Annotated in this window: 16 protein-coding genes; all 16 read right to left on the bottom strand. The window is 67.2% G+C overall.

Annotation, left to right across the window (positions count from 1 at the left end):
* Nucleotides 1-6: 6 nt before the first annotated feature.
* Nucleotides 7-2,142, bottom strand: a complete 2,136-nt coding sequence (locus MARKY_RS01410) for a CRISPR-associated helicase/endonuclease Cas3 (RefSeq protein WP_013703090.1) — start codon at nucleotides 2,140-2,142, stop codon at nucleotides 7-9.
* A gap of 211 nt (nucleotides 2,143-2,353) precedes the next feature.
* On the bottom strand, nucleotides 2,354-3,658 hold the full coding sequence (locus MARKY_RS01405; protein ID WP_013703089.1) for an SAM-dependent methyltransferase: 1,305 nt from the start codon (nucleotides 3,656-3,658) through the stop codon (nucleotides 2,354-2,356).
* A 95-nt stretch (nucleotides 3,659-3,753) separates the two neighbouring features.
* Nucleotides 3,754-5,550: a menaquinone biosynthesis decarboxylase gene (locus tag MARKY_RS01400; protein WP_013703088.1), complete on the bottom strand. Its 1,797-nt coding sequence runs from the start codon at nucleotides 5,548-5,550 to the stop codon at nucleotides 3,754-3,756.
* A gap of 12 nt (nucleotides 5,551-5,562) precedes the next feature.
* Nucleotides 5,563-6,801: a cation:proton antiporter gene (locus tag MARKY_RS01395; protein WP_013703087.1), complete on the bottom strand. Its 1,239-nt coding sequence runs from the start codon at nucleotides 6,799-6,801 to the stop codon at nucleotides 5,563-5,565.
* A gap of 16 nt (nucleotides 6,802-6,817) precedes the next feature.
* On the bottom strand, nucleotides 6,818-7,147 hold the full coding sequence (locus tag MARKY_RS01390; RefSeq protein WP_013703086.1) for a YraN family protein: 330 nt from the start codon (nucleotides 7,145-7,147) through the stop codon (nucleotides 6,818-6,820).
* Nucleotides 7,144-7,497 carry a ribosome silencing factor gene (gene rsfS / locus MARKY_RS01385; RefSeq protein WP_013703085.1) on the bottom strand — a complete coding sequence of 118 codons (354 nt, stop codon included), beginning with the start codon at nucleotides 7,495-7,497 and terminating at the stop codon, nucleotides 7,144-7,146. Before rsfS ends, MARKY_RS01390 begins: the two co-directional genes overlap by 4 nt.
* Nucleotides 7,498-7,503: 6 nt before the next feature.
* Nucleotides 7,504-8,649 carry an LCP family protein gene (locus tag MARKY_RS01380; RefSeq protein WP_013703084.1) on the bottom strand — a complete coding sequence of 382 codons (1,146 nt, stop codon included), beginning with the start codon at nucleotides 8,647-8,649 and terminating at the stop codon, nucleotides 7,504-7,506.
* Nucleotides 8,630-9,184: a bis(5'-nucleosyl)-tetraphosphatase (symmetrical) YqeK gene (gene yqeK, locus MARKY_RS01375; RefSeq protein WP_013703083.1), complete on the bottom strand. Its 555-nt coding sequence runs from the start codon at nucleotides 9,182-9,184 to the stop codon at nucleotides 8,630-8,632. The genes MARKY_RS01380 and yqeK overlap by 20 nt, the downstream gene beginning before the upstream one ends.
* Nucleotides 9,144-9,731 (bottom strand): nicotinate-nucleotide adenylyltransferase, encoded by a 588-nt coding sequence (gene nadD, locus MARKY_RS01370; RefSeq protein WP_013703082.1) that lies wholly within the window; start codon nucleotides 9,729-9,731, stop codon nucleotides 9,144-9,146. Before nadD ends, yqeK begins: the two co-directional genes overlap by 41 nt.
* A complete protein-coding gene (obgE, locus tag MARKY_RS01365; protein ID WP_013703081.1) occupies nucleotides 9,732-10,979 on the bottom strand; it encodes a GTPase ObgE in 1,248 nt (415 codons plus the stop codon). It lies immediately after the preceding gene.
* Nucleotides 10,980-10,988: 9 nt separating this feature from the next.
* Complete coding sequence (gene rpmA / locus MARKY_RS01360) at nucleotides 10,989-11,255, bottom strand: 50S ribosomal protein L27 (protein WP_013703080.1); 267 nt, start codon at nucleotides 11,253-11,255, stop codon at nucleotides 10,989-10,991.
* Nucleotides 11,256-11,261: 6 nt separating this feature from the next.
* Nucleotides 11,262-11,570, bottom strand: a complete 309-nt coding sequence (gene rplU, locus MARKY_RS01355) for a 50S ribosomal protein L21 (RefSeq protein ID WP_013703079.1) — start codon at nucleotides 11,568-11,570, stop codon at nucleotides 11,262-11,264.
* Between the two features lie 144 nt (nucleotides 11,571-11,714).
* Nucleotides 11,715-13,931, bottom strand: a complete 2,217-nt coding sequence (locus tag MARKY_RS01350) for an Ig-like domain-containing protein (protein WP_013703078.1) — start codon at nucleotides 13,929-13,931, stop codon at nucleotides 11,715-11,717.
* 870 nt (nucleotides 13,932-14,801) lie between these two features.
* Nucleotides 14,802-15,164: a hypothetical protein gene (locus tag MARKY_RS01340; RefSeq protein WP_013703076.1), complete on the bottom strand. Its 363-nt coding sequence runs from the start codon at nucleotides 15,162-15,164 to the stop codon at nucleotides 14,802-14,804.
* A gap of 112 nt (nucleotides 15,165-15,276) precedes the next feature.
* Nucleotides 15,277-15,747: a hypothetical protein gene (locus tag MARKY_RS01335; RefSeq protein ID WP_013703075.1), complete on the bottom strand. Its 471-nt coding sequence runs from the start codon at nucleotides 15,745-15,747 to the stop codon at nucleotides 15,277-15,279.
* The gene (locus MARKY_RS01330) at nucleotides 15,734-16,375 is read right to left on the bottom strand and encodes a ParA family protein (RefSeq protein ID WP_013703074.1); all 642 of its coding nucleotides are present in this window, start codon (nucleotides 16,373-16,375) and stop codon (nucleotides 15,734-15,736) included. Before MARKY_RS01330 ends, MARKY_RS01335 begins: the two co-directional genes overlap by 14 nt.
* Nucleotides 16,376-16,604: the final 229 nt, after the last annotated feature.

Here is a 16,604-nt window from a genome sequence, read left to right as displayed (position 1 = left end):
TACCTCCTATACCACCAGATCTGCTGGGTCGGCGAAGAACTCATGGATGCCTCGTACCGCGTCGTACACGCAGGTCCATTCGTATAGATTCAGATTCTCGTTTACTTTCCGTACGCAGTCGCGTTGTTTTATTACCTCGTATCGGTAGAGGTTGACCAGGTAGGGTTGCAACCGTTGCCAGGTACGGCGACCGGGACGCTTCAGAAACTCGGCCAGTCGTTTCGGGCCCTCCTCATAAGGGACCGCTACGGGAACCGTTTCCTGCTCGATGAGGCGGTACCTGGCCGCGACCTCCGGGTAATTCAGCTCTTCACGCAGCTTCTGGATTTGTTTTTTATCCAGATCCACGGTACTGAACAAGCGGGTGAAGTACTCGCGAAAGATCTCCGGTTCGTGCAGGGCCTCCGGGCCGTAGCGCTCGAGGAGCACCTGGGCCTCTCCGAGGCCGCTGCGGTAGGTGCCCTGAGGAACACGGCCGTCCTTGGGCGTGAAGATCACGGTGCGCCCCGGGCTCGGGCTTCCTTCCCGGTTGCACCGCCCAGCCGCCTGCACGATCCGGTCCAGGGGCCCCACCGCCCGCCATACCTCGGGGAAGTCAAGGTCCACCCCAGCCTCCACGACCTGCGTGCTGATCAGGCGCACGGGCATTCCCGAACCGAGTCGTTTCTTTATCTCAGCAAGTACCGCGCGCCGGTGGGCTGGGCAGAGCAACGTGGAGAGGTGGAAAACGTCCGGATCGTCCTCAAGAGCGTCGAGAAGCCGGAGCGCATCCTTTCGCGTGTTGAGGACCACCATAACCTGGGGCCGGGCGCGGATCTCGGCCGCTACCCCTTCCCAAGCCATGGGGGTTTCGCAGTACACGTAGTGAACGCGCCGAAGGGCAGCGAAGTGGCGGGGATAGTCAGGCACAATCTCCCTCACCTGAACGCCAGTGAACTCAGGAACCCGCTCGGCTAGCTCAAAGGCAGGTTGCGTGGCCGTGGAGAAGACCACACTCGCGCCGTAGCGATCTACGAGTTCACGCAGCACGTCAAGCGTGGGGCGCAGGAGCTCTAGAGGAAGGGTCTGCACCTCATCAATGAGGATCACGGCGCGGGACAGGTTATGAAGTTTGCGAACGCGGGAAGGGGTGTGGCTGAACAGGCTCTCGAAAAGCTGGACCGTGGTGGTAACGATGAGGGGGTGATCCCAGTTCTCGCTAGCGAGGCGCAACATGACGCGACGCGGGTCCTGTTCCTCCTCGTCGGGCACCTCGAGGGCCGAGTGGTGCTCGAGGACCGCGTCCTCCCCCAGGATCTCGCGGTACTCGCTCGCGGTCTGGTCGATGATCGAGGTGTAGGGGATCGCAATGATCACGCGGCGAAGCCCGTGTTCGAGGGCGTGCTTTAGGGCGAAGGCCAGGCCGGTGCGGGTCTTGCCCCCACCGGTGGGGGCGGTGAGGCGGAAGAATCCCGGGGGGAGGCTGGCCGCCTGGAGGGCGGCCTCGTAGATGGTACGGCGGATACGGTTCACCAGGGTGCCGCTCGTCTTTTGGAGAAGGGCTTGTTGGTTGGCTTCAAAACGCCGCCAGAGCGTCTCGAGGTTCGGGCGCGCCTTGCGCAGCTGGGCTGCTTCGGGGTCAAAGTGGGCCTCGGTGTCGAGGCGGTCGGCGTCCACGAGCGCAGAAAAGAGCATGCGGATGAACAACTCGCCGCGCGTTCCGGAGAGGCGGGGGGAGCGCGGGGAGGGCAGCTCGGGACTCCAGGCCTGCAAGAACTTCGCGACCTCCCGCAACTCCTGGGCAGCCGCTTTAGCCGCGTACACGCTGCTCGCTTCCCCGGGGCTTTTCAGGCCGGCGTGGTGCCCCAGAACCGGCAGGGAAAGCGCTGGAAGCTCGAGTTCGTTGAACCAGGCCCCCAGCAACCATGCCCCCCAAACAGCGTGCACGACCTTGCCCGCAGGCTTGCGACCGGCCTCGCAGTCGCTTAGGTAATTCTGGAAGGCTTGTGTGGCCTTGCCAAGGTCGTGAAACAACCCTAAGCAGTAGGCAATCTCTTCGCCACCGAACGGCTGAGCAAACGCAGCAGCGCGGGTGGCTACGGCCTCGAGGTGGTCATTCAAGGGGTGCGGGGCGCCACGTGACCCTTTCGTATGTGCGTACATAGCTTAGCATCTAGCATCACATATACAGGTACGTTCCTGGTTTCCGTGTGATTTTTACACGCGTTTACCGCACGCCGCCTTGAGCCTGGGCGGCGTGGCTCCTCCCCCCTAAAGAGGGGGCTTACGCGAACATGGGGATTGCTCCCTGAGATCCGCGCGGCGGCCTTCCTCTCCAGAGGCTCCATGTACCCCTGCATTGCAATGCGGGGCCCTATCGCCCCCCATACCCTCCTCCTATGTAGAGGTCCGCCCGCGAGGGCGGAACCGCCGCCTGGCCCTTGGCGTTGGGCTTCGCTAGGAGGACCTGATGAATCGCGAGGTGCCCGGCGGCGAACTGGTACGCCGAAGCGCTCATGTACAAGCGCCAGAGCCGCGCCCGGGCCGCCCCCACTTCCCGCACGGCCTCCGCGAAGCGCGCCTCGAGCCGCGCCACCCAGTGCCGCAGCGTTTTGGCGTAGTGGGGGCGCAGGTCCTCCACGTCGCAGACCTCGAACCCGGCTTCCTCGGCGGCCTTGAGGTGCGTCCAAAGCGGGAGGATCTCCCCGTCGGGGAAGACGTAGCGCCGCATGAACTCTCCCGAGGCGACGGTCTTGGAGAAGCGGGGGGGTACCGGCCCACGCGTGATCACGTGGTGCAGGAGGAGGCCGCCGGGGCGCAGGGCCTGGTAGAGGGTGCGGAAGTACTCGGGGAGCTTCTCGCGCCCCACGTGCTCCGCCATGCCGATGCTCGCGGCCTTGTCGAAGGGGCCCCGCACGTCCCGGTAGTCGCGGAGCTCGATCTGGACCCGGTCCTCGAGGCCGTTCTCCGCGATCACGGCCCGGGCGTGCTCCACCTGGCGCTTGGAGAGCGTCACCCCGAGCGCCTGGGCGCCGTAGCGTTCGGCGGCGTAGACGATGAGGCCGCCCCAGCCTGCGCCCACGTCGAGGAGGCGTTCCCCAGGCTGGAGGCGGAGTTTTTTCAGCACCAGCTCCAGCTTGTTCTCCTGCGCTTGGTCCAGGTCCTCGTCCCCCTGGGGGAAGTACGCGCAGGAGTAGACCATGCGCTGGTCCAGCCATAAGCGGTAGAAGCGGTTGGAGACGTCGTAGTGGTGCTGGATGGCTTGGCGGTCCCGCTCCTTGGAGTGCGCACGTCCCTTGAGGCGCGCCGCCACCCCCAACGCCTTGAGGCCTTTCTTTAGGGAGGTCGCGTCCCGCAGCACGCCGGCCCACTCGAGGGGGTTCAGCCGCGGCGTCAGCGACTCGGCGATTTCCAGCGCCTTCTCTAGGTTCCCCTCGACATCGAAGTCGCCCTCGAGGTACGCCTCGCCGAGGGCGAGGTCCAGGGGCGGCTCGAGGAGGCGCGCCAGCACCTCGGGCCGCTTCAGGACCAGGATCACCGTGTCCTCACGAGGCACCTCGGGCGGCAGGAGGCTGCCGTCCCAGAACCGGACGCCCAACGGCCTCGGGCGCGGCAATACCTGCTCGATCAGGTGCTGCGCGGTTTTTTTGAGGCGTTCGTGCGGTGTGCTCGCCCCCATAACCCTCCCCACGCCCCGGTCGGGGGCTTCGTGTCCTGCACTGGAGATTAGTTCGAGTATACCAAACCCCTAACCGCGCGCGTGGGGCGCGGCCCTCACCCCTCCGGCAGGCCCAGTTCGGCCCAGCGCGCCGCCACGCGCCGCTTGACCTCGGGGTCCATCACGATCTTTTCCGGCCAGGGCCGGGCGAACCCCTCCTCGGGGAGCTTGCGGGTGCCGTCCAGGGCTAAAATCGGCCCGCCTGCGCCCGCGAGAACCCAGGCGTCCCGCTCGGGGTCGATGTTGTTGAGCACCGCCCAGAGGACTTCCTCGAGGTTCGCGGCGTCCGTGTCCGCGTCGGTGAGGAGGAGGAGGCGGATCCCAACGCTTTGCGGGTACTGGGAGAGGGCTTGGGCGAGATCGCGCGCCTGGTGCGGGTGGCATTTCTCCAGGGTGACCGCCCAGATCCCCGGCCACTGGTGCTGCGCGACGACCCCGGGGTGGGGGGGGAGTTCCGCGTGCGTTTGGGGGGCAAAGGGCACCTCGCCGCCCTCCTCAGGGAGTTTGCGCGTCCCGTCGATGATGAGCTTGCCGCCAAACCCCATGGCGCGGGCGGCGTGGTCCAGCACGTCGATCGGGCCGCGGGTGAGGAGGGTGTCCCGGCCGGGCAGGGCGTGCGTTAGGGCGTGCGTGAGGGCCGGGAGGCCGGGCTTGACGGGCACCTCCGCGTCCACCACCACGATGACCTTAGCGAACATCATCTGGCCTAGGCCCAATAGGCCGTGCGCGACCTTGTAGGCCTGGCCGGGGTAACGCTTCGCAATCGCGACGTTCACCCAGTTGTGCGCCACGCCCGCGGACGGCATGTGGTAGTCCACGAGTTCCGGAAGAATCATCCGCGCGGGGGGTAAAAAGAGCCGCTCGGAGGCCTCGATCAGGTAGGCGTCCTCCATCACGGGGCGGCCCACGATCGTGCTGGGGTAGATCGCGTTCCGGCGATGCGTCAGGGCGGTCACGTGAAAGCGCGGGTACAGGTCCTCCAGGGTGTAGAACCCGGTGTGGTCCCCGAAGGGCCCCTCCACCACGGGGTCCTCCGCGGGGTCCACGTACCCCTCGAGGACGAACTCAGCCTCCGCGGGGACCGGGAGGTCCACGGTCACGCCCCGCACGAGCTCCACCCCCGCCCCGCGCAAAAACCCCGCGAGGTTGAACTCGTTCACGCCCGGCACGGGGGGGATGGGCGCGGTGGCCGCGTAGGTCAGGATGGGGTCCCCGCCGAGGGCCACGGCGACCTCGAGCCGCTTCCCAAGGCGTTTGGCCTTCTCGAAGTGCAGGCGGCCCGTCTTGTGGAGCTGCCAGTGCATCGCGGTGCTCGCGCGGTCCAGGACCTGCATGCGGTACATGCCGACGTTGACCTCGCCGGTCTCGGGGTCCTTGGTGATCACGAGGGGCAGGGTGATGAACGGCCCGCCGTCCTTGGGCCAGCACTTCTGCACGGGCAGGCGCGTGAGGTCCACCGCCTCCCCCCGGAGCACCACCTCCTGCACCGGGGCGCGGCGCACCCGTCGGGGGAAGAATCCCTTCAAGGCCCCGAGCTTCGGCAACATGCGCATCAGGCCGGCAAGGCCCGTTTGGGGCTCGAGCTCGAGGAGGCGGTGCACCTTGTCCGCGAGGTCCTCGAGGGCTTCGACCCCGAGCGCGAACGCGGTGCGCTGGGCGGTGCCGAAGAGGCCGATGACGAGCGGGAAGTCCTTTTCGGGAATGTTCTCGAAGAGGAGGGCGGGGCCGCCGGACTTGACCATGCGGTCCGCGATCTCGGTGATCTCGAGCTCGTGGGATACAGGCGCTTGGATGCGGACGAGTTCGCCGCGCTGTTCGAGGGCGGTGAGGTAGGCGTGCAGGTTCCTAAACATCGCTTTCTTACTCTACGGGGTGCGGGCGGCGTAACGCGCCACCCGCCCGATGGTGAGCCCCTGGACGAGGATGGAGAACACCACCACCCCGTAGGTCATGCCGAGGATGAGGTCGCGCTCGGGTCCCGGGGGAACCAGGAGGGCCAGCGCGACCGAGATGCCGCCGCGCAACCCGCCCCAGGTCATGAGGCGTACGGTGTAGGGGGCCAGGGGGCGCACGAGGCGCAGCAGGCCCAAGGGGATCCCCACGCTGAGGAGCCGCGCGAGGAGCACAAGCGGGATCGCGATCAGGGTCGCGGCGAGGTAGGCGGGGTCGTACGGGAGGATGAGGACCTCGAGGCCGATCAGGACGAAGAGCAGGGCGTTCAGGATCTCGTCGGTCACCTCCCAGAAGGTGTCCAGATGCTCGCGGGTGCGTGCGCTCATGGCGAAAAGCCGTCCGTGGTTCCCGATCAGTAGGCCCGCCACCACCATCGCGATGGGGCCGGAGGTGTGGAGGTACTGCGCCAAGGCGTACCCGCCCGTGACGAGCGCGAGGGTGATGAGGACCTCCACGGTGGAGCGGTCCACGCTCCGCAAGGCCGCGTACGCCGCGAGGCCGATGCCGAGCCCTAAGAGCGCGCCGCCCCCGGCTTCCTCGAGGAAGAGGAGGCCGGCCTCGGCGAGGCTCGTTTCGCTGGCGCCGTTCGCGAGTGCGAGGCCTAACAGCACGCGGAAGACCACGATCCCCACCCCGTCGTTAAACAAGGACTCCCCGGTGATGAGGGCCTCCAGGGGCTTGGGCACCCCGGCCTTCCGGAGGATGCCCAGGACCGCGATCGGGTCGGTGGGCGAGATCAACGCGCCGAACAACAGGGCGTACCCGTAGGGCAGCTCGAGGCCCACCCAGCCCAGCGCAGCGTGGATGAGGGTGCCCACCAGGAAGGTGGAGGTTAGGACGCTCAGGGTGGCGAGGGTGAGGATGGCCCATTTCCGGCGGAGGAGGTCCTCGAGGTTGACGTGGAGCGCTCCGGCGAAGAGGAGGAAGCTGAGGAGGCCCTGGAGGAGGAGGTCGCTGAACTCAAGACGCGCAAGGAGGGGAGCGGCCCACGCCCGTACGGTCGGCCCGCCGAGGAGGACGAGGCCGAGCGAGGTCAGCATCGCGCCGAGCATCACCCCGACCGGAGTGGGGAGGCGCACCCAGCGTTCGTTCAGGTAAGCGAAGGCCGCCGTGAGCGTGAGGAGAACAGCCAGCGCTTCGAACGGCCCCATACCGCCAGTCTACGGGTTACAGGTTCAGGTGCAGGTGCTCGATGCGGTGCGCCTCGGGCGTGCCGTACACCAGGACGGCCTCGAACCGCACGGGCACGTCGTCCCGACCGAGGAGGTACAAAGCGCTTTGCCGCAGGCGCTCGAGCTTCCTTGGGGTGAGGGCCTCGAGGGGCGTGCCGAAGCGTGCGTTTCGGCGTTGCTTGACCTCGACGAAGACCATCACCCCCTCGGCTTCCATCCAAAGGTCTACCTCACCATAGGGGGTGCGCCGGTTACGCGCGACGCACCGGTACCCTTTGGCCTCGAGGTAGGCGCGGGCCCGGTCCTCGGCCCACGCGCCTTTCATGGGGTGAGTTCGAGCTTCTTCGCGTCCGCCCAGAGGCCCTCGAGGTCGTAGTAGTCCCGGGCTTCGGGGCTCATGAGGTGCACCACGACCGCTCCGTAGTTGAGAAGGACCCAGCGGCTCGAGGGCCCCTCGACCGCCTCCGGGCGCACGCCTTCCTCCTCGAGGCGCTCGCGTACCGCGCGCTCGAGGGCCTCGAGGTGGGGGGTCGAGGTCCCGGTGGCGATCACGAAAAAATCGAGGCTGTCGGAAACCTCGCGAAGATCCAGCGCCACGATGTTTTCGGCTTTTTTGTCGCTTAGGGCCTGGTGGACCCAACGGATGATCTGAACGGCCTCAACGGGTTTCACCATCTGCCTTTATGGTAGCAGATCCTGCCCGAGAACGATGAGCACGTCCGCGGGGTAGTGGATCCGGTAGCGGGTGACGAGGGGTAGGTGCACGGCTTCGGCGTAGAACGCGCCAGCCTCGAGGGCCTGGTCCACGAGGACTTGGCTCACGGCCTGGGGCAGTACGGGACGCACCTCGAAGGGGCCGAGGCCCAAGCGGGCGAGGCCCTGGGCGTACCGCTCGCCGAGACCGGCACCGGTACCGTCCAGGATCAAGACGCGCGCTTCGGGCACGGCGGTGACCTGGCCGGTGCCGTAGTTCATGAAGGTTTGGAGGAAACGTGCGCGCGCTTCGGGCGTGATGAAGAGGTAGGGGCTATCCTCGCGGGGTTGGACGGGAAGCGTCGCGGTGCGTAGTTCAAAGCCTTGCAGGTACCGCACGAAGGGCAGCACCTCGTTCGGGGTGAGGTCGGTCAGGACCCCGTCCCAAAGCTGCTGTACCAGGCCGGGCAGCCGCGGCCAGTACTCGGGGCTCGCGGCCTTCCGCGCGACCTTGAGGAGAACCTCCTTGATGCGGTCCAGCCGGCCCAGGTCGCTGCCCTCCCAGCCGCGAAAGCGCATGTACTTGACGGCGTCCGCGCCGTTCAGGTGGTACGGCCCCTGGGGCAGGTCGATGACCAGGCCCGCGGCCTTGTCCTCGTACCGCATGGGGGCGGGCAGGATCACATCCACGCCATCCACGGCGTCCACGGCTTTCTCCACGACCTCCAGGGTGAGGATCGCGTAGTGGTCCACGCGCATGCCGAGGGCCTGCTCCACCGCGCGCGCTAGCCCCTCCGGTCCGAGGAAGCCAAACACGGCGTTGATGCGCCCCTGGTAGCCCTCGAGCTCGACGTAGGTGTCGCGCGGCACAGCGACCACCCAGGCGCGGTTGCCCTGCACGCGCACGTACAGGATGGTGTCGGTGCGCCGCCCCGGCCCGCAGGGGGTGGCGGGACCGCAGTACTCGATGTCCCGCGCGGCGACGACCAGGCTCAGCTCCGGCAGGCCGTCCGGGCTAGGAGCGAGTCGGGCGCGGTTTTGGGTGCGGGTCGCGGGGCCCGACCAGACCAGCCCCCCCAGCACGAGGAGGAGTACCCCCGCCCAGAACCAGGGGTTACGCCAGAACCGCGTCATACGCTAGGAGGGTGCGGGGATGGACCGGCACTCCCTTCCCCTTGAGGTAGGTGACTTTGCTCACGATCGCCTGGCGGTAGGCCTCCTCGAGCCGTCCAGCAAGGGCCAGCTCGCGGATCTCGGCGTTGACGCCTCGGCCGGGCTCGCTCACGTCGGCCACGTAGACGGCCATGCCGATCCGGTTGTCCGGCGTCACCCCGTAGACGTGCCCCTCGATCGCGTCGAGGACCTCCGCGTCCGTCACGCCCCACGCTTCGGCGAGGCGGCGCGCGGCCCGTCCGTGCACGGCGAGGGGGTGGCTGCGCTCCACGTCGTTCTCCGGCGGCGCGAGCCGGAGGAGCTCCTCCTCCGGAAGGTCGCGGGCTGCGTCGTGCAGCAGGGCGGCCAGGTAGGCCCGCTGGGCGTCCAGGCCGTTCGCCTCGGCGATCGCCTGGGCGAGCTCGGCGACGCGCAGGATGTGCACAAAGCGCTCCGGTCGGGTCAAGGCCTGGACTTTAGCCTTCAAGGTCTCCAGCGTAAAGCCCGTGCTTTTCAATGTAGACCTCCACCGCGTGCGGCACCAGGTAGCGGATTGAACGCCCCTCGCGAATCCGTCGGCGTATCTCCGTGCTGGAGACCTCGTACCCGGGGATCTCCAGCACCACGACCCGCTCGCGGAAGAACGGGTCCAGCCGCCCAAGATCGTATCCGGGGCGGCTCACCGCTACTATAGTAGCAAGGTCAAACAGGGCCTCGTGTTCCTTCCACGACGCGACGTCCCGGTACGCGTCCGCGCCGGTGATGAAGAAGAGCTCCGCCTCCGGCCACAAGCGCCGGGCGCGCCGCAAGGTATCCACCGTGAAGGTCGGCCCCGGGTAATCCAGCTCGATCCGGCTCGCGCGGAAGCGCGGGTCGGTGATCGTCGCCAGCACGACCATCTCGTGCCGCGCCTCAGGGGGCGCCACAGGGCGCTTGTGGGGCGGCCGGGCCGCGGTCACGAAGTGCACCTCATCCAGCACCAGCCGGTCCGCGGACTCGGATGCCGCGAGCAGGTGCCCCAAGTGCACGGGATCAAAACTGCCGCCGAACAAGCCGATGCGCACCTAGACCTCCGGGATGTACTCGAACTCGAACCCCCCGAGCCGCACAGTATCCCCCGCGCGCACGCCGCGGGCCTTGAGCGCTGCCTCGAGCCCCGCGCGCCGGAACTCTTTTTGCAGGTACTCCGCGGCCTCCCACAACTCCCCCTTCACGCGCGCCACAAGCGCCTCCAGCTCGGGAGCCTCCACCTCGAAGACCCCTTCCTCCACCTCGCGCACCACGATCGGAGGACGCTCTTCCCGGCGCGGCTTGGGGGCCGGAAGCTCGACAGGCGGCAGGGTGGGGAGCAGGGAGAAGAGCGTCTCGACCAGGGCCTCGAGCCCGTCCCCGCGCGTGGCGCTGATCGCGAGGACCGGCAGGCCTTCACGCGCGAGCTCGTCCACCCAAAGCTCAGCCTCGCCCACCTCTAAAAGATCGATCTTGTTGAGGGCGACGAGGGAAGGGCGTTTCGCGAGGTCGGGATCGTAGGCCCGTACCTCCTCGCGCAGGGTCCGGAGGGCCTGCACGGGGTCCTCGTCCGCGGCGAGGACATAGAGAAGGACGCGGGTGCGGGAGATGTGGCGCAGGAACTCGAGGCCCAGCCCCTTGCCTTCGTGGGCCCCCTCGATAATCCCGGGGATGTCGGCCATGGTGAACCGCTCCAGTCCCCGCTCGACCACGCCCAGGTGGGGGGTCAGGGTGGTGAAGGGGTAGGAGGCCACCTTGGGGCGCGCGCGGGTAAGGGCCCGGAGGAGGCTGGACTTGCCGGCGTTGGGGTAGCCCACGAGGCCCACGTCGGCGATCAGGCGCAGCTCGAGGCGCAGCCGGCGGGTTTCTCCAGGGAGGCCGGCGAGAGCGAAGCGCGGCGCTTGGCGGGTGGGGGTGGCGAAGGCCGCGTTGCCGAGGCCGCCCTCCCCACCCCGCGCGACCCGTACGGTCTGGCCTTCCTCGACGAGGTCGGCGAGGAGGGCGCCGGTCTCGGCGTCGTAGACCCGGGTGCCGAGGGGCACCTCGATGATGAGGTCCTTCCCGGACCGCCCGTCCATGCCCTTGCCTTTGCCGTGCTCGCCGTCCTCGGCGCGGTAGTGGTGCCGGGAGAGCTTGGACAGGGAGTCCACGTCGTGCCCCGCGCGCAGGTACACGCTGCCGCCGCGCCCGCCGTTGCCGCCGTCAGGGCCGCCTTTAGGGATGAACTTCTCGCGGAAGAAACTCACGACACCGTCGCCACCCCGACCGGCGGCGACGGTGATCTCGATCGTGTCGCGGAACATAACCAGGCGTCAGGCCTGGGTCTCCAAGGGACGCACGTGCACGTAACGGCCCAAGCGGCCCTTGTTCTGGAACTCCACCACCCCGTCCACCAGGGCGAACAGGGTGTAGTCCCGGCCGAGCCCCACGTTCTTGCCGGGCTTGAACTTGGTGCCTCGCTGGCGCACCAGGATGTTCCCAGCACGCACGAACTGGCCCTCGAAGCGCTTCACTCCCAGCCGTTTGGAGTGGGAGTCGCGCCCGTTCTTCGTGGAACCAAGACCTTTTTTATGTGCCATCTCCGCTTACCCCCGAATCTCGGTGATCCGGATCTCGGTGAAGGGCTGGCGGTGCCCCTTCTTGCGGCGGTAGTTCACCTTGGCCTTGAACTTGGCGACGACCACCTTCTTGCCCTTGCCGTGGCGCAGCACCTCGGCCACCACCTTGGCGCCCTCCACCACCGGCGTGCCGATCTTGACCCCGCCGTCGCCGCCCACCATCAGGGCGTCGAACTCCACCTTCGCGCCCACCTCGGCGTCCAGCTTCTCCACGCGCAGCACGGCGTTCGGCTCGGCGCGGTACTGTTTTCCACCGGTCTTAATGATCGCAAACATGACTCGAGTCCTCCCGAGGCCCAGCGGCCTAGCCGAATTTCCACTATACTGGGTCGCGCCGCCCCCTTCAAGGGGCGGGGCCTACCGGAAGAGTATAACAAATCCCGGCCGGGCGCGGGGAGGCGCCCGGCCGGTGGGTTGCGTTTACCGGACTTCTACCTGGATGTCTACCGTCGGCTGAGTCGAGGGGGTGGTGTCGGTCACCCGAAGGACGACCGTTCCCGCCGCGATCGCGCTCGCGCGGAACGCACCCACGTACACGCCGTCGTTAGCGTACGCGTCCGTGAAGCCCTCCACCTCGCCGCCGTCGTCGAACATGCGGCCTTGCATCAGCACCGTGCCGCTGCCGTCCACGACCGTCAGGACCAGGTCGTGCCCCACAGCGGGCAGGCCGAACTCGTCCCGCGCGAACGCGGTCACCTGGATCATCTCTCCACGCCGCACCAGCACCGGGAAGGCCACGGCATCCAGCCGCGTCGCGAGCCCCAGGCGGAGGCGGGCTTGGGCCGTCGGGTACCCGGCGGGCGCCACGTCCGTCACGCGGAAGCGCACCTCCTGGTCCACCGCGGTCGTTTCGGACTCGTACATCGCCGAGTGTACGTTGTCGTCCGCGATCAGGTCCGCGCCGCTGCCGCTGTTGTCGGCCTCCTGCACGATGATGCCCGGACCGGTCAGGATCTCCACGCGGTAGCGCGGCCCGTCCGTCTCGAGGGCCTCCGCGTCGAAGTCGAAGATGTCGATCACCGCGCGGGAGGGTCGGTTCGCCGGGATGGATTCCGGGAAGACCACGAGGCGCGGCGTACCGAGCGGCGTGCTCGTGACCACCGCTTCGCCGGTCACGACGGAGCCGTCCAGGTTGGTGACGATCGAACGCACGCGGCTCGCGGTGTTCGTCGAGGCCTGGCCCGCGGTGAAGGTGGTGAAGTAGATCCCCGTGCCTTCCGCCCCCGCGAGGTTGTCGAGCTCCTCCACGCTCACGTCGATCTCGCCGCGGCCTTCGGTGATGAGGAACTCCGGATCCAGTCCGCTGATCGCGTCGCCTTCCGAGTCCATGGCCATCAAGACGATCAGGGCCGGCGACTGCCCGTCCGCGTAGAAGGGGTCGTCCGCGTAGGTCTCGATCTCGAGGCGTTCCGCGATGTTGGGCCTAAGCTGCGGGACGGTCTCAACCTCGACCTCGACCGCAGGGTTGCCCGGCGAGGCCAGGTTCGTCACGCGGACGATGGAACGGCCGTTCGTTTCGGAGGCGGTGAAGGTGAAGTAGTACACGCCCGAACCCTCGCCGGTGTCCAGGAGGATCTCCTGCGCTTCAGAGACCGTACCGGGGCCGCTCACGACCTGCGCCTGCAGGTCCTCCGCGGCGAGCCCGCGCACCAGGTCCCCGTCCCCGTCCCGTACCGCGATCAGGATGGTGGAGGTGTTGATCGTGCGGACATCCCCGTTCGCCGGCAGGCGCGCCACCCGCGTGGGGAAGGCGCGGCCCGTCAGCTCAACCGCTTCCACGGCGGTGACCGTGACGCGTTGACGGATCGGCCGGGAGATCGTGGGGAGCGCCACCTCGATCACGGCTTCGCCCGGCGCGGTGCCCGCGGTGTAGGTCGCGACGTACCGCCCGCCGGCCCCGCCTACGAACTCGAGGCTGCCGGGGCCGCGCACCACGCGGAAGGTGACGTCCGCGTTGCTGACGGGGCGGTTCAGCCCGTCGAGGACGTACGCGATGATCGTGGCTTGGTCCTCGCCGTCCGCGAGGAGGACGTCGTCGTCCACCCGTACGGTCAGGCTGTCCGCGGTAACCAGGGTGAGGTCCGCGGCAGCTTCCGGTAACGGCGCTGCCGGTGCGGAGAGCCAGACCGCGCCGACCGTTACGCGGCCGGGCACGGTGCCCGCGCGGAAGCGCGCGACGTAGATGCCGTTCCCGATGTTGATGCCGTCCACCGCGATGGCGCTTTCGAAATCGCCTTCGGCGGCGCCAGTCTCCGTCGTGCCAAACTCGGTGTCCTGGGTGGACTCGAAATCGCTCGCCTCCTCGGGGGAGACGTCCGCACCGAGGCCGGGGGTTTCAAGCACGCCGATGCCGCTGCGGAGAATGAAGCGCACCTGTTCCCCATCAAAGGGGTTGCCTTCCATATCCGCGAGGAACGCCACTATGGTCGTGGTGCTTTGGCCGTCGGCGGCCAGGGTGTCGATCGCGGGGAAGACGCGGAACAGGTAGTCTCCTTGCGGTTGGAGCGTCCGCGGCTGCGCCGCGGGCGCTTCCTGCGTGGGGGGCGGAGCCCCCTGAGCCAAAGCGAGCGCGCCCAATAGACCGGCCGCGATCGCCGCTAAACCTACTCGTTTCCCGTACTGTACTGCTGCCCTCATGTTATGGTGCCCTCCCTCCGTTGCTGCCCGTTTCGTTTAGAAAAGGCGGCTCAACGGGATGCTGCTTCTGCGATCAACTTCCATGTACCCTCGTCTCCGTAGGCCGTGGAGCGGTAGACGCGCACCCCGTCCGACAGGTAGACCACCCTGCCGTCCTGGCTCGTGCTGACCGCTACAGCCTCCCCGCGACGCATCGCGAGGTCCTGAGGCCGCACGGTGGTGGACGGACCGGAACGCGGCCACAGCGAGGCGATAAGGCTGAGCATCGCCACTCCGATGAGGGTCCACAAAACCGCCCGCGTACCGAAATCCAACCGCACCGTCACTCCGCGCTCCCTCCTTCTTTCCTATAGAAACCCAGCGATCTTCGCTAAAACAAAAAATATCCAATCACGAAGACGCTTTTCACAAGACCCTGCTTAAGCCAACAACCCTCCCACCTCCCAGCCGTCCCCCATCGAGGCGACATCGCCGTATGGGGCTTAAACCCGGTTTGTGCCACCTCGCCCTCATTCTACGCCCATGCTTCGAGGGCCATGTAGTCCCCAATACAGGTATTCTCCAAAAAAGCAAACATATCGGGGAATCAGGGGTTTTTACCGAAATTACCGTCCTCCCCCCGGCAGCACCTACCGTGCCCGCGGCTCCCCGTGCAAAGGCACAAAGCCCCTTTTCTAGGGATGCCCGCGCACATGAACAAGTCTGTTGATGTGGGAAACGCGTCAGCTTGCCATGGATTTAACCGTTTTCATGGTAGCTTCATAAAGCTCTACTTGTCAACCCAGTCGCTCACCACCCCTCTCCAAACCCCCTTCCAAAGGGACAAAACCGCCGGCGGGCTCGAGCCCGCCGGCCCTACGCTTGCGCGCTTTACTGCTCGGCTTCGACGAGCAGCTCCCACGTTCCGCTGTTGCCGTACTCCGTGGAGCGGTACACGCGAATCCCGTCCGAAAGGTACACTACGCGCCCGTCTCCGCTCGTGCTGATCGCGATCGCGCTGCCGCGACGCAGATCCAACCGCTGCGGCACCAAGCTCTCCGAGGGCCGTACCGTGGAAAAGAACGGCAAGGCCAGGTTCGCGATCACGGCCAGCAATAACAACCACAGCGCCAAACGGGTCCACAGGTCCAGCTTGAGGACGATCCCCGCGCGCTGACCCTCCATCACCAACGGCAACCGCCGCTCCACCTCGTTCTCAACTAGGTTCTTTAGGGATCCTGGATCGCGTGCCACGTCTTCCCCTCCCCCTCCATTAAGCTTTCCAGCTGCTGCCCACGCCTCGGAATGCCTACCAACACCCTACATCCATCCCCCCTGCCCTTCATGTGTCCTCAGATACGGCGCGCTACTCGCCCAGGGAAAGCACCAGCTCCCAACTGCCGCTTTCACCAAAGCGGGTCGAGCGGTAGACCTTATCCCCCGCGATCAGAAACACGACCGACCCATCCCCCACCACCTCCATGAAGTACGTGGCCTGAGGGGGAGCGACGGGCCGCTCCACCACCACCGCGCGCGTCCCCAAAGGCTCCCGGTCCACGAACAAGGCGTAGACAACCAACCCCACCAGGCTCCACACCGCCAGGATCGCCAGGAGCAAGAGGAAGGCCACCGCAGGGGAAAGCGCGACCCTTAAGCTCACCGGCCCCCCACTCCCCAGGCCACCCCCGCCTTCCCCACGCGCCAGGCCCCTAGGCGCACGCTCGGCAGCAGCGCGGGAGGGCCGCTCGGTTCCCAGGGCCTCCGCCACCAGGTCGTCCAAGGCTACCTTGCGTACGCGCGCGCGTTCCTCATCCGGCCGGGCCTCATCGCCTGCCAATCCGCACCACCTCGCCCGCCAGCTGGCGGTACTGCTCCGCCGCGGCGCTCTCCGGAGCGAACACCATCACCGGTACACCCTCACCCGCTGCGTCCAGGACCTCTCGGTGGTAGCCTATCATCTCCTCGAGGACCATCACGTCCCGGTTCTGAAACAGCTCGCGGATGCGCGCCGCGATGTCCATCTCGTTCGGCTGCACCCGGTTCAGCAAGACGCAGGTACGCAAACGGCGGTTTAACTCCTCAATCCGCCGCACGAAACGCAGGACCTTCACCGTGCTGCGCGCATCCACCGCCGAAGGGGCCACCGGCAGAATCCATAAATCCGAGGTCAACAACGCCGAGTAGGTGATCTCCTCCAGGCCAGGCGGGCAGTCGATCAGGATGTGATCGTACCGCTCCGCGACCACGGGCAGCATCTCGTGCAGGTTCGGCGTGTCGTGCTCCGCGACCGTAAACGGGAACCGGGTGTACCACGGGGCCGAGGTCGCCCACGTCATCGAGGAACCCTGCGGGTCCGTGTCGATGAGGAGCACGTCCAGCTCCCGCTCCGCCAGGGCCGCCGCTAGGTTCACCGCCGTCGTGGTCTTGCCCACGCCTCCTTTTTGGTTTGCGATGGTAATCACCATACAACCGCTTCCTTACCCATGACCCATGCCCCCGCACCCCCTCCTAAGGGGTTCCTTCCGGGCCCTGCTTACACGCCTTGTACCCATTATAGCCGCACCTCACCTTAGGCTGCGTGATCCGCCCCTCCTCCCCGCCGAGCGCGCTCCCGCGACAAGCGCCCCCATCGCTAAAAGTGCCGCGCCCGCGTCGTACGGCAAAACGTACCGCCACAAATCCGCCGCTAAGACC

This window comes from Marinithermus hydrothermalis DSM 14884, from assembly GCF_000195335.1.
Taxonomy (GTDB): Bacteria; Deinococcota; Deinococci; order Deinococcales; family Marinithermaceae; genus Marinithermus; species Marinithermus hydrothermalis.
This window is presented reverse-complemented; position numbering and strand designations above follow the sequence as displayed.

Coding starts and splice junctions, on each gene's coding strand:
- MARKY_RS01400 (WP_013703088.1), bottom strand. CDS start 5,550: ATGTTTAGGAACCTGCACGCCTACCTCACCGCCCTCGAACAGCGCGGC.
- MARKY_RS01410 (WP_013703090.1), bottom strand. CDS start 2,142: ATGTACGCACATACGAAAGGGTCACGTGGCGCCCCGCACCCCTTGAAT.
- rsfS (WP_013703085.1), bottom strand. CDS start 7,497: ATGGTGAAACCCGTTGAGGCCGTTCAGATCATCCGTTGGGTCCACCAG.
- MARKY_RS01330 (WP_013703074.1), bottom strand. CDS start 16,375: ATGGTGATTACCATCGCAAACCAAAAAGGAGGCGTGGGCAAGACCACG.
- MARKY_RS01350 (WP_013703078.1), bottom strand. CDS start 13,931: ATGAGGGCAGCAGTACAGTACGGGAAACGAGTAGGTTTAGCGGCGATC.
- MARKY_RS01390 (WP_013703086.1), bottom strand. CDS start 7,147: ATGAAAGGCGCGTGGGCCGAGGACCGGGCCCGCGCCTACCTCGAGGCC.
- MARKY_RS01405 (WP_013703089.1), bottom strand. CDS start 3,658: ATGGGGGCGAGCACACCGCACGAACGCCTCAAAAAAACCGCGCAGCAC.
- rpmA (WP_013703080.1), bottom strand. CDS start 11,255: ATGGCACATAAAAAAGGTCTTGGTTCCACGAAGAACGGGCGCGACTCC.
- MARKY_RS01395 (WP_013703087.1), bottom strand. CDS start 6,801: ATGGGGCCGTTCGAAGCGCTGGCTGTTCTCCTCACGCTCACGGCGGCC.
- obgE (WP_013703081.1), bottom strand. CDS start 10,979: ATGTTCCGCGACACGATCGAGATCACCGTCGCCGCCGGTCGGGGTGGC.
- rplU (WP_013703079.1), bottom strand. CDS start 11,570: ATGTTTGCGATCATTAAGACCGGTGGAAAACAGTACCGCGCCGAGCCG.
- MARKY_RS01380 (WP_013703084.1), bottom strand. CDS start 8,649: ATGACGCGGTTCTGGCGTAACCCCTGGTTCTGGGCGGGGGTACTCCTC.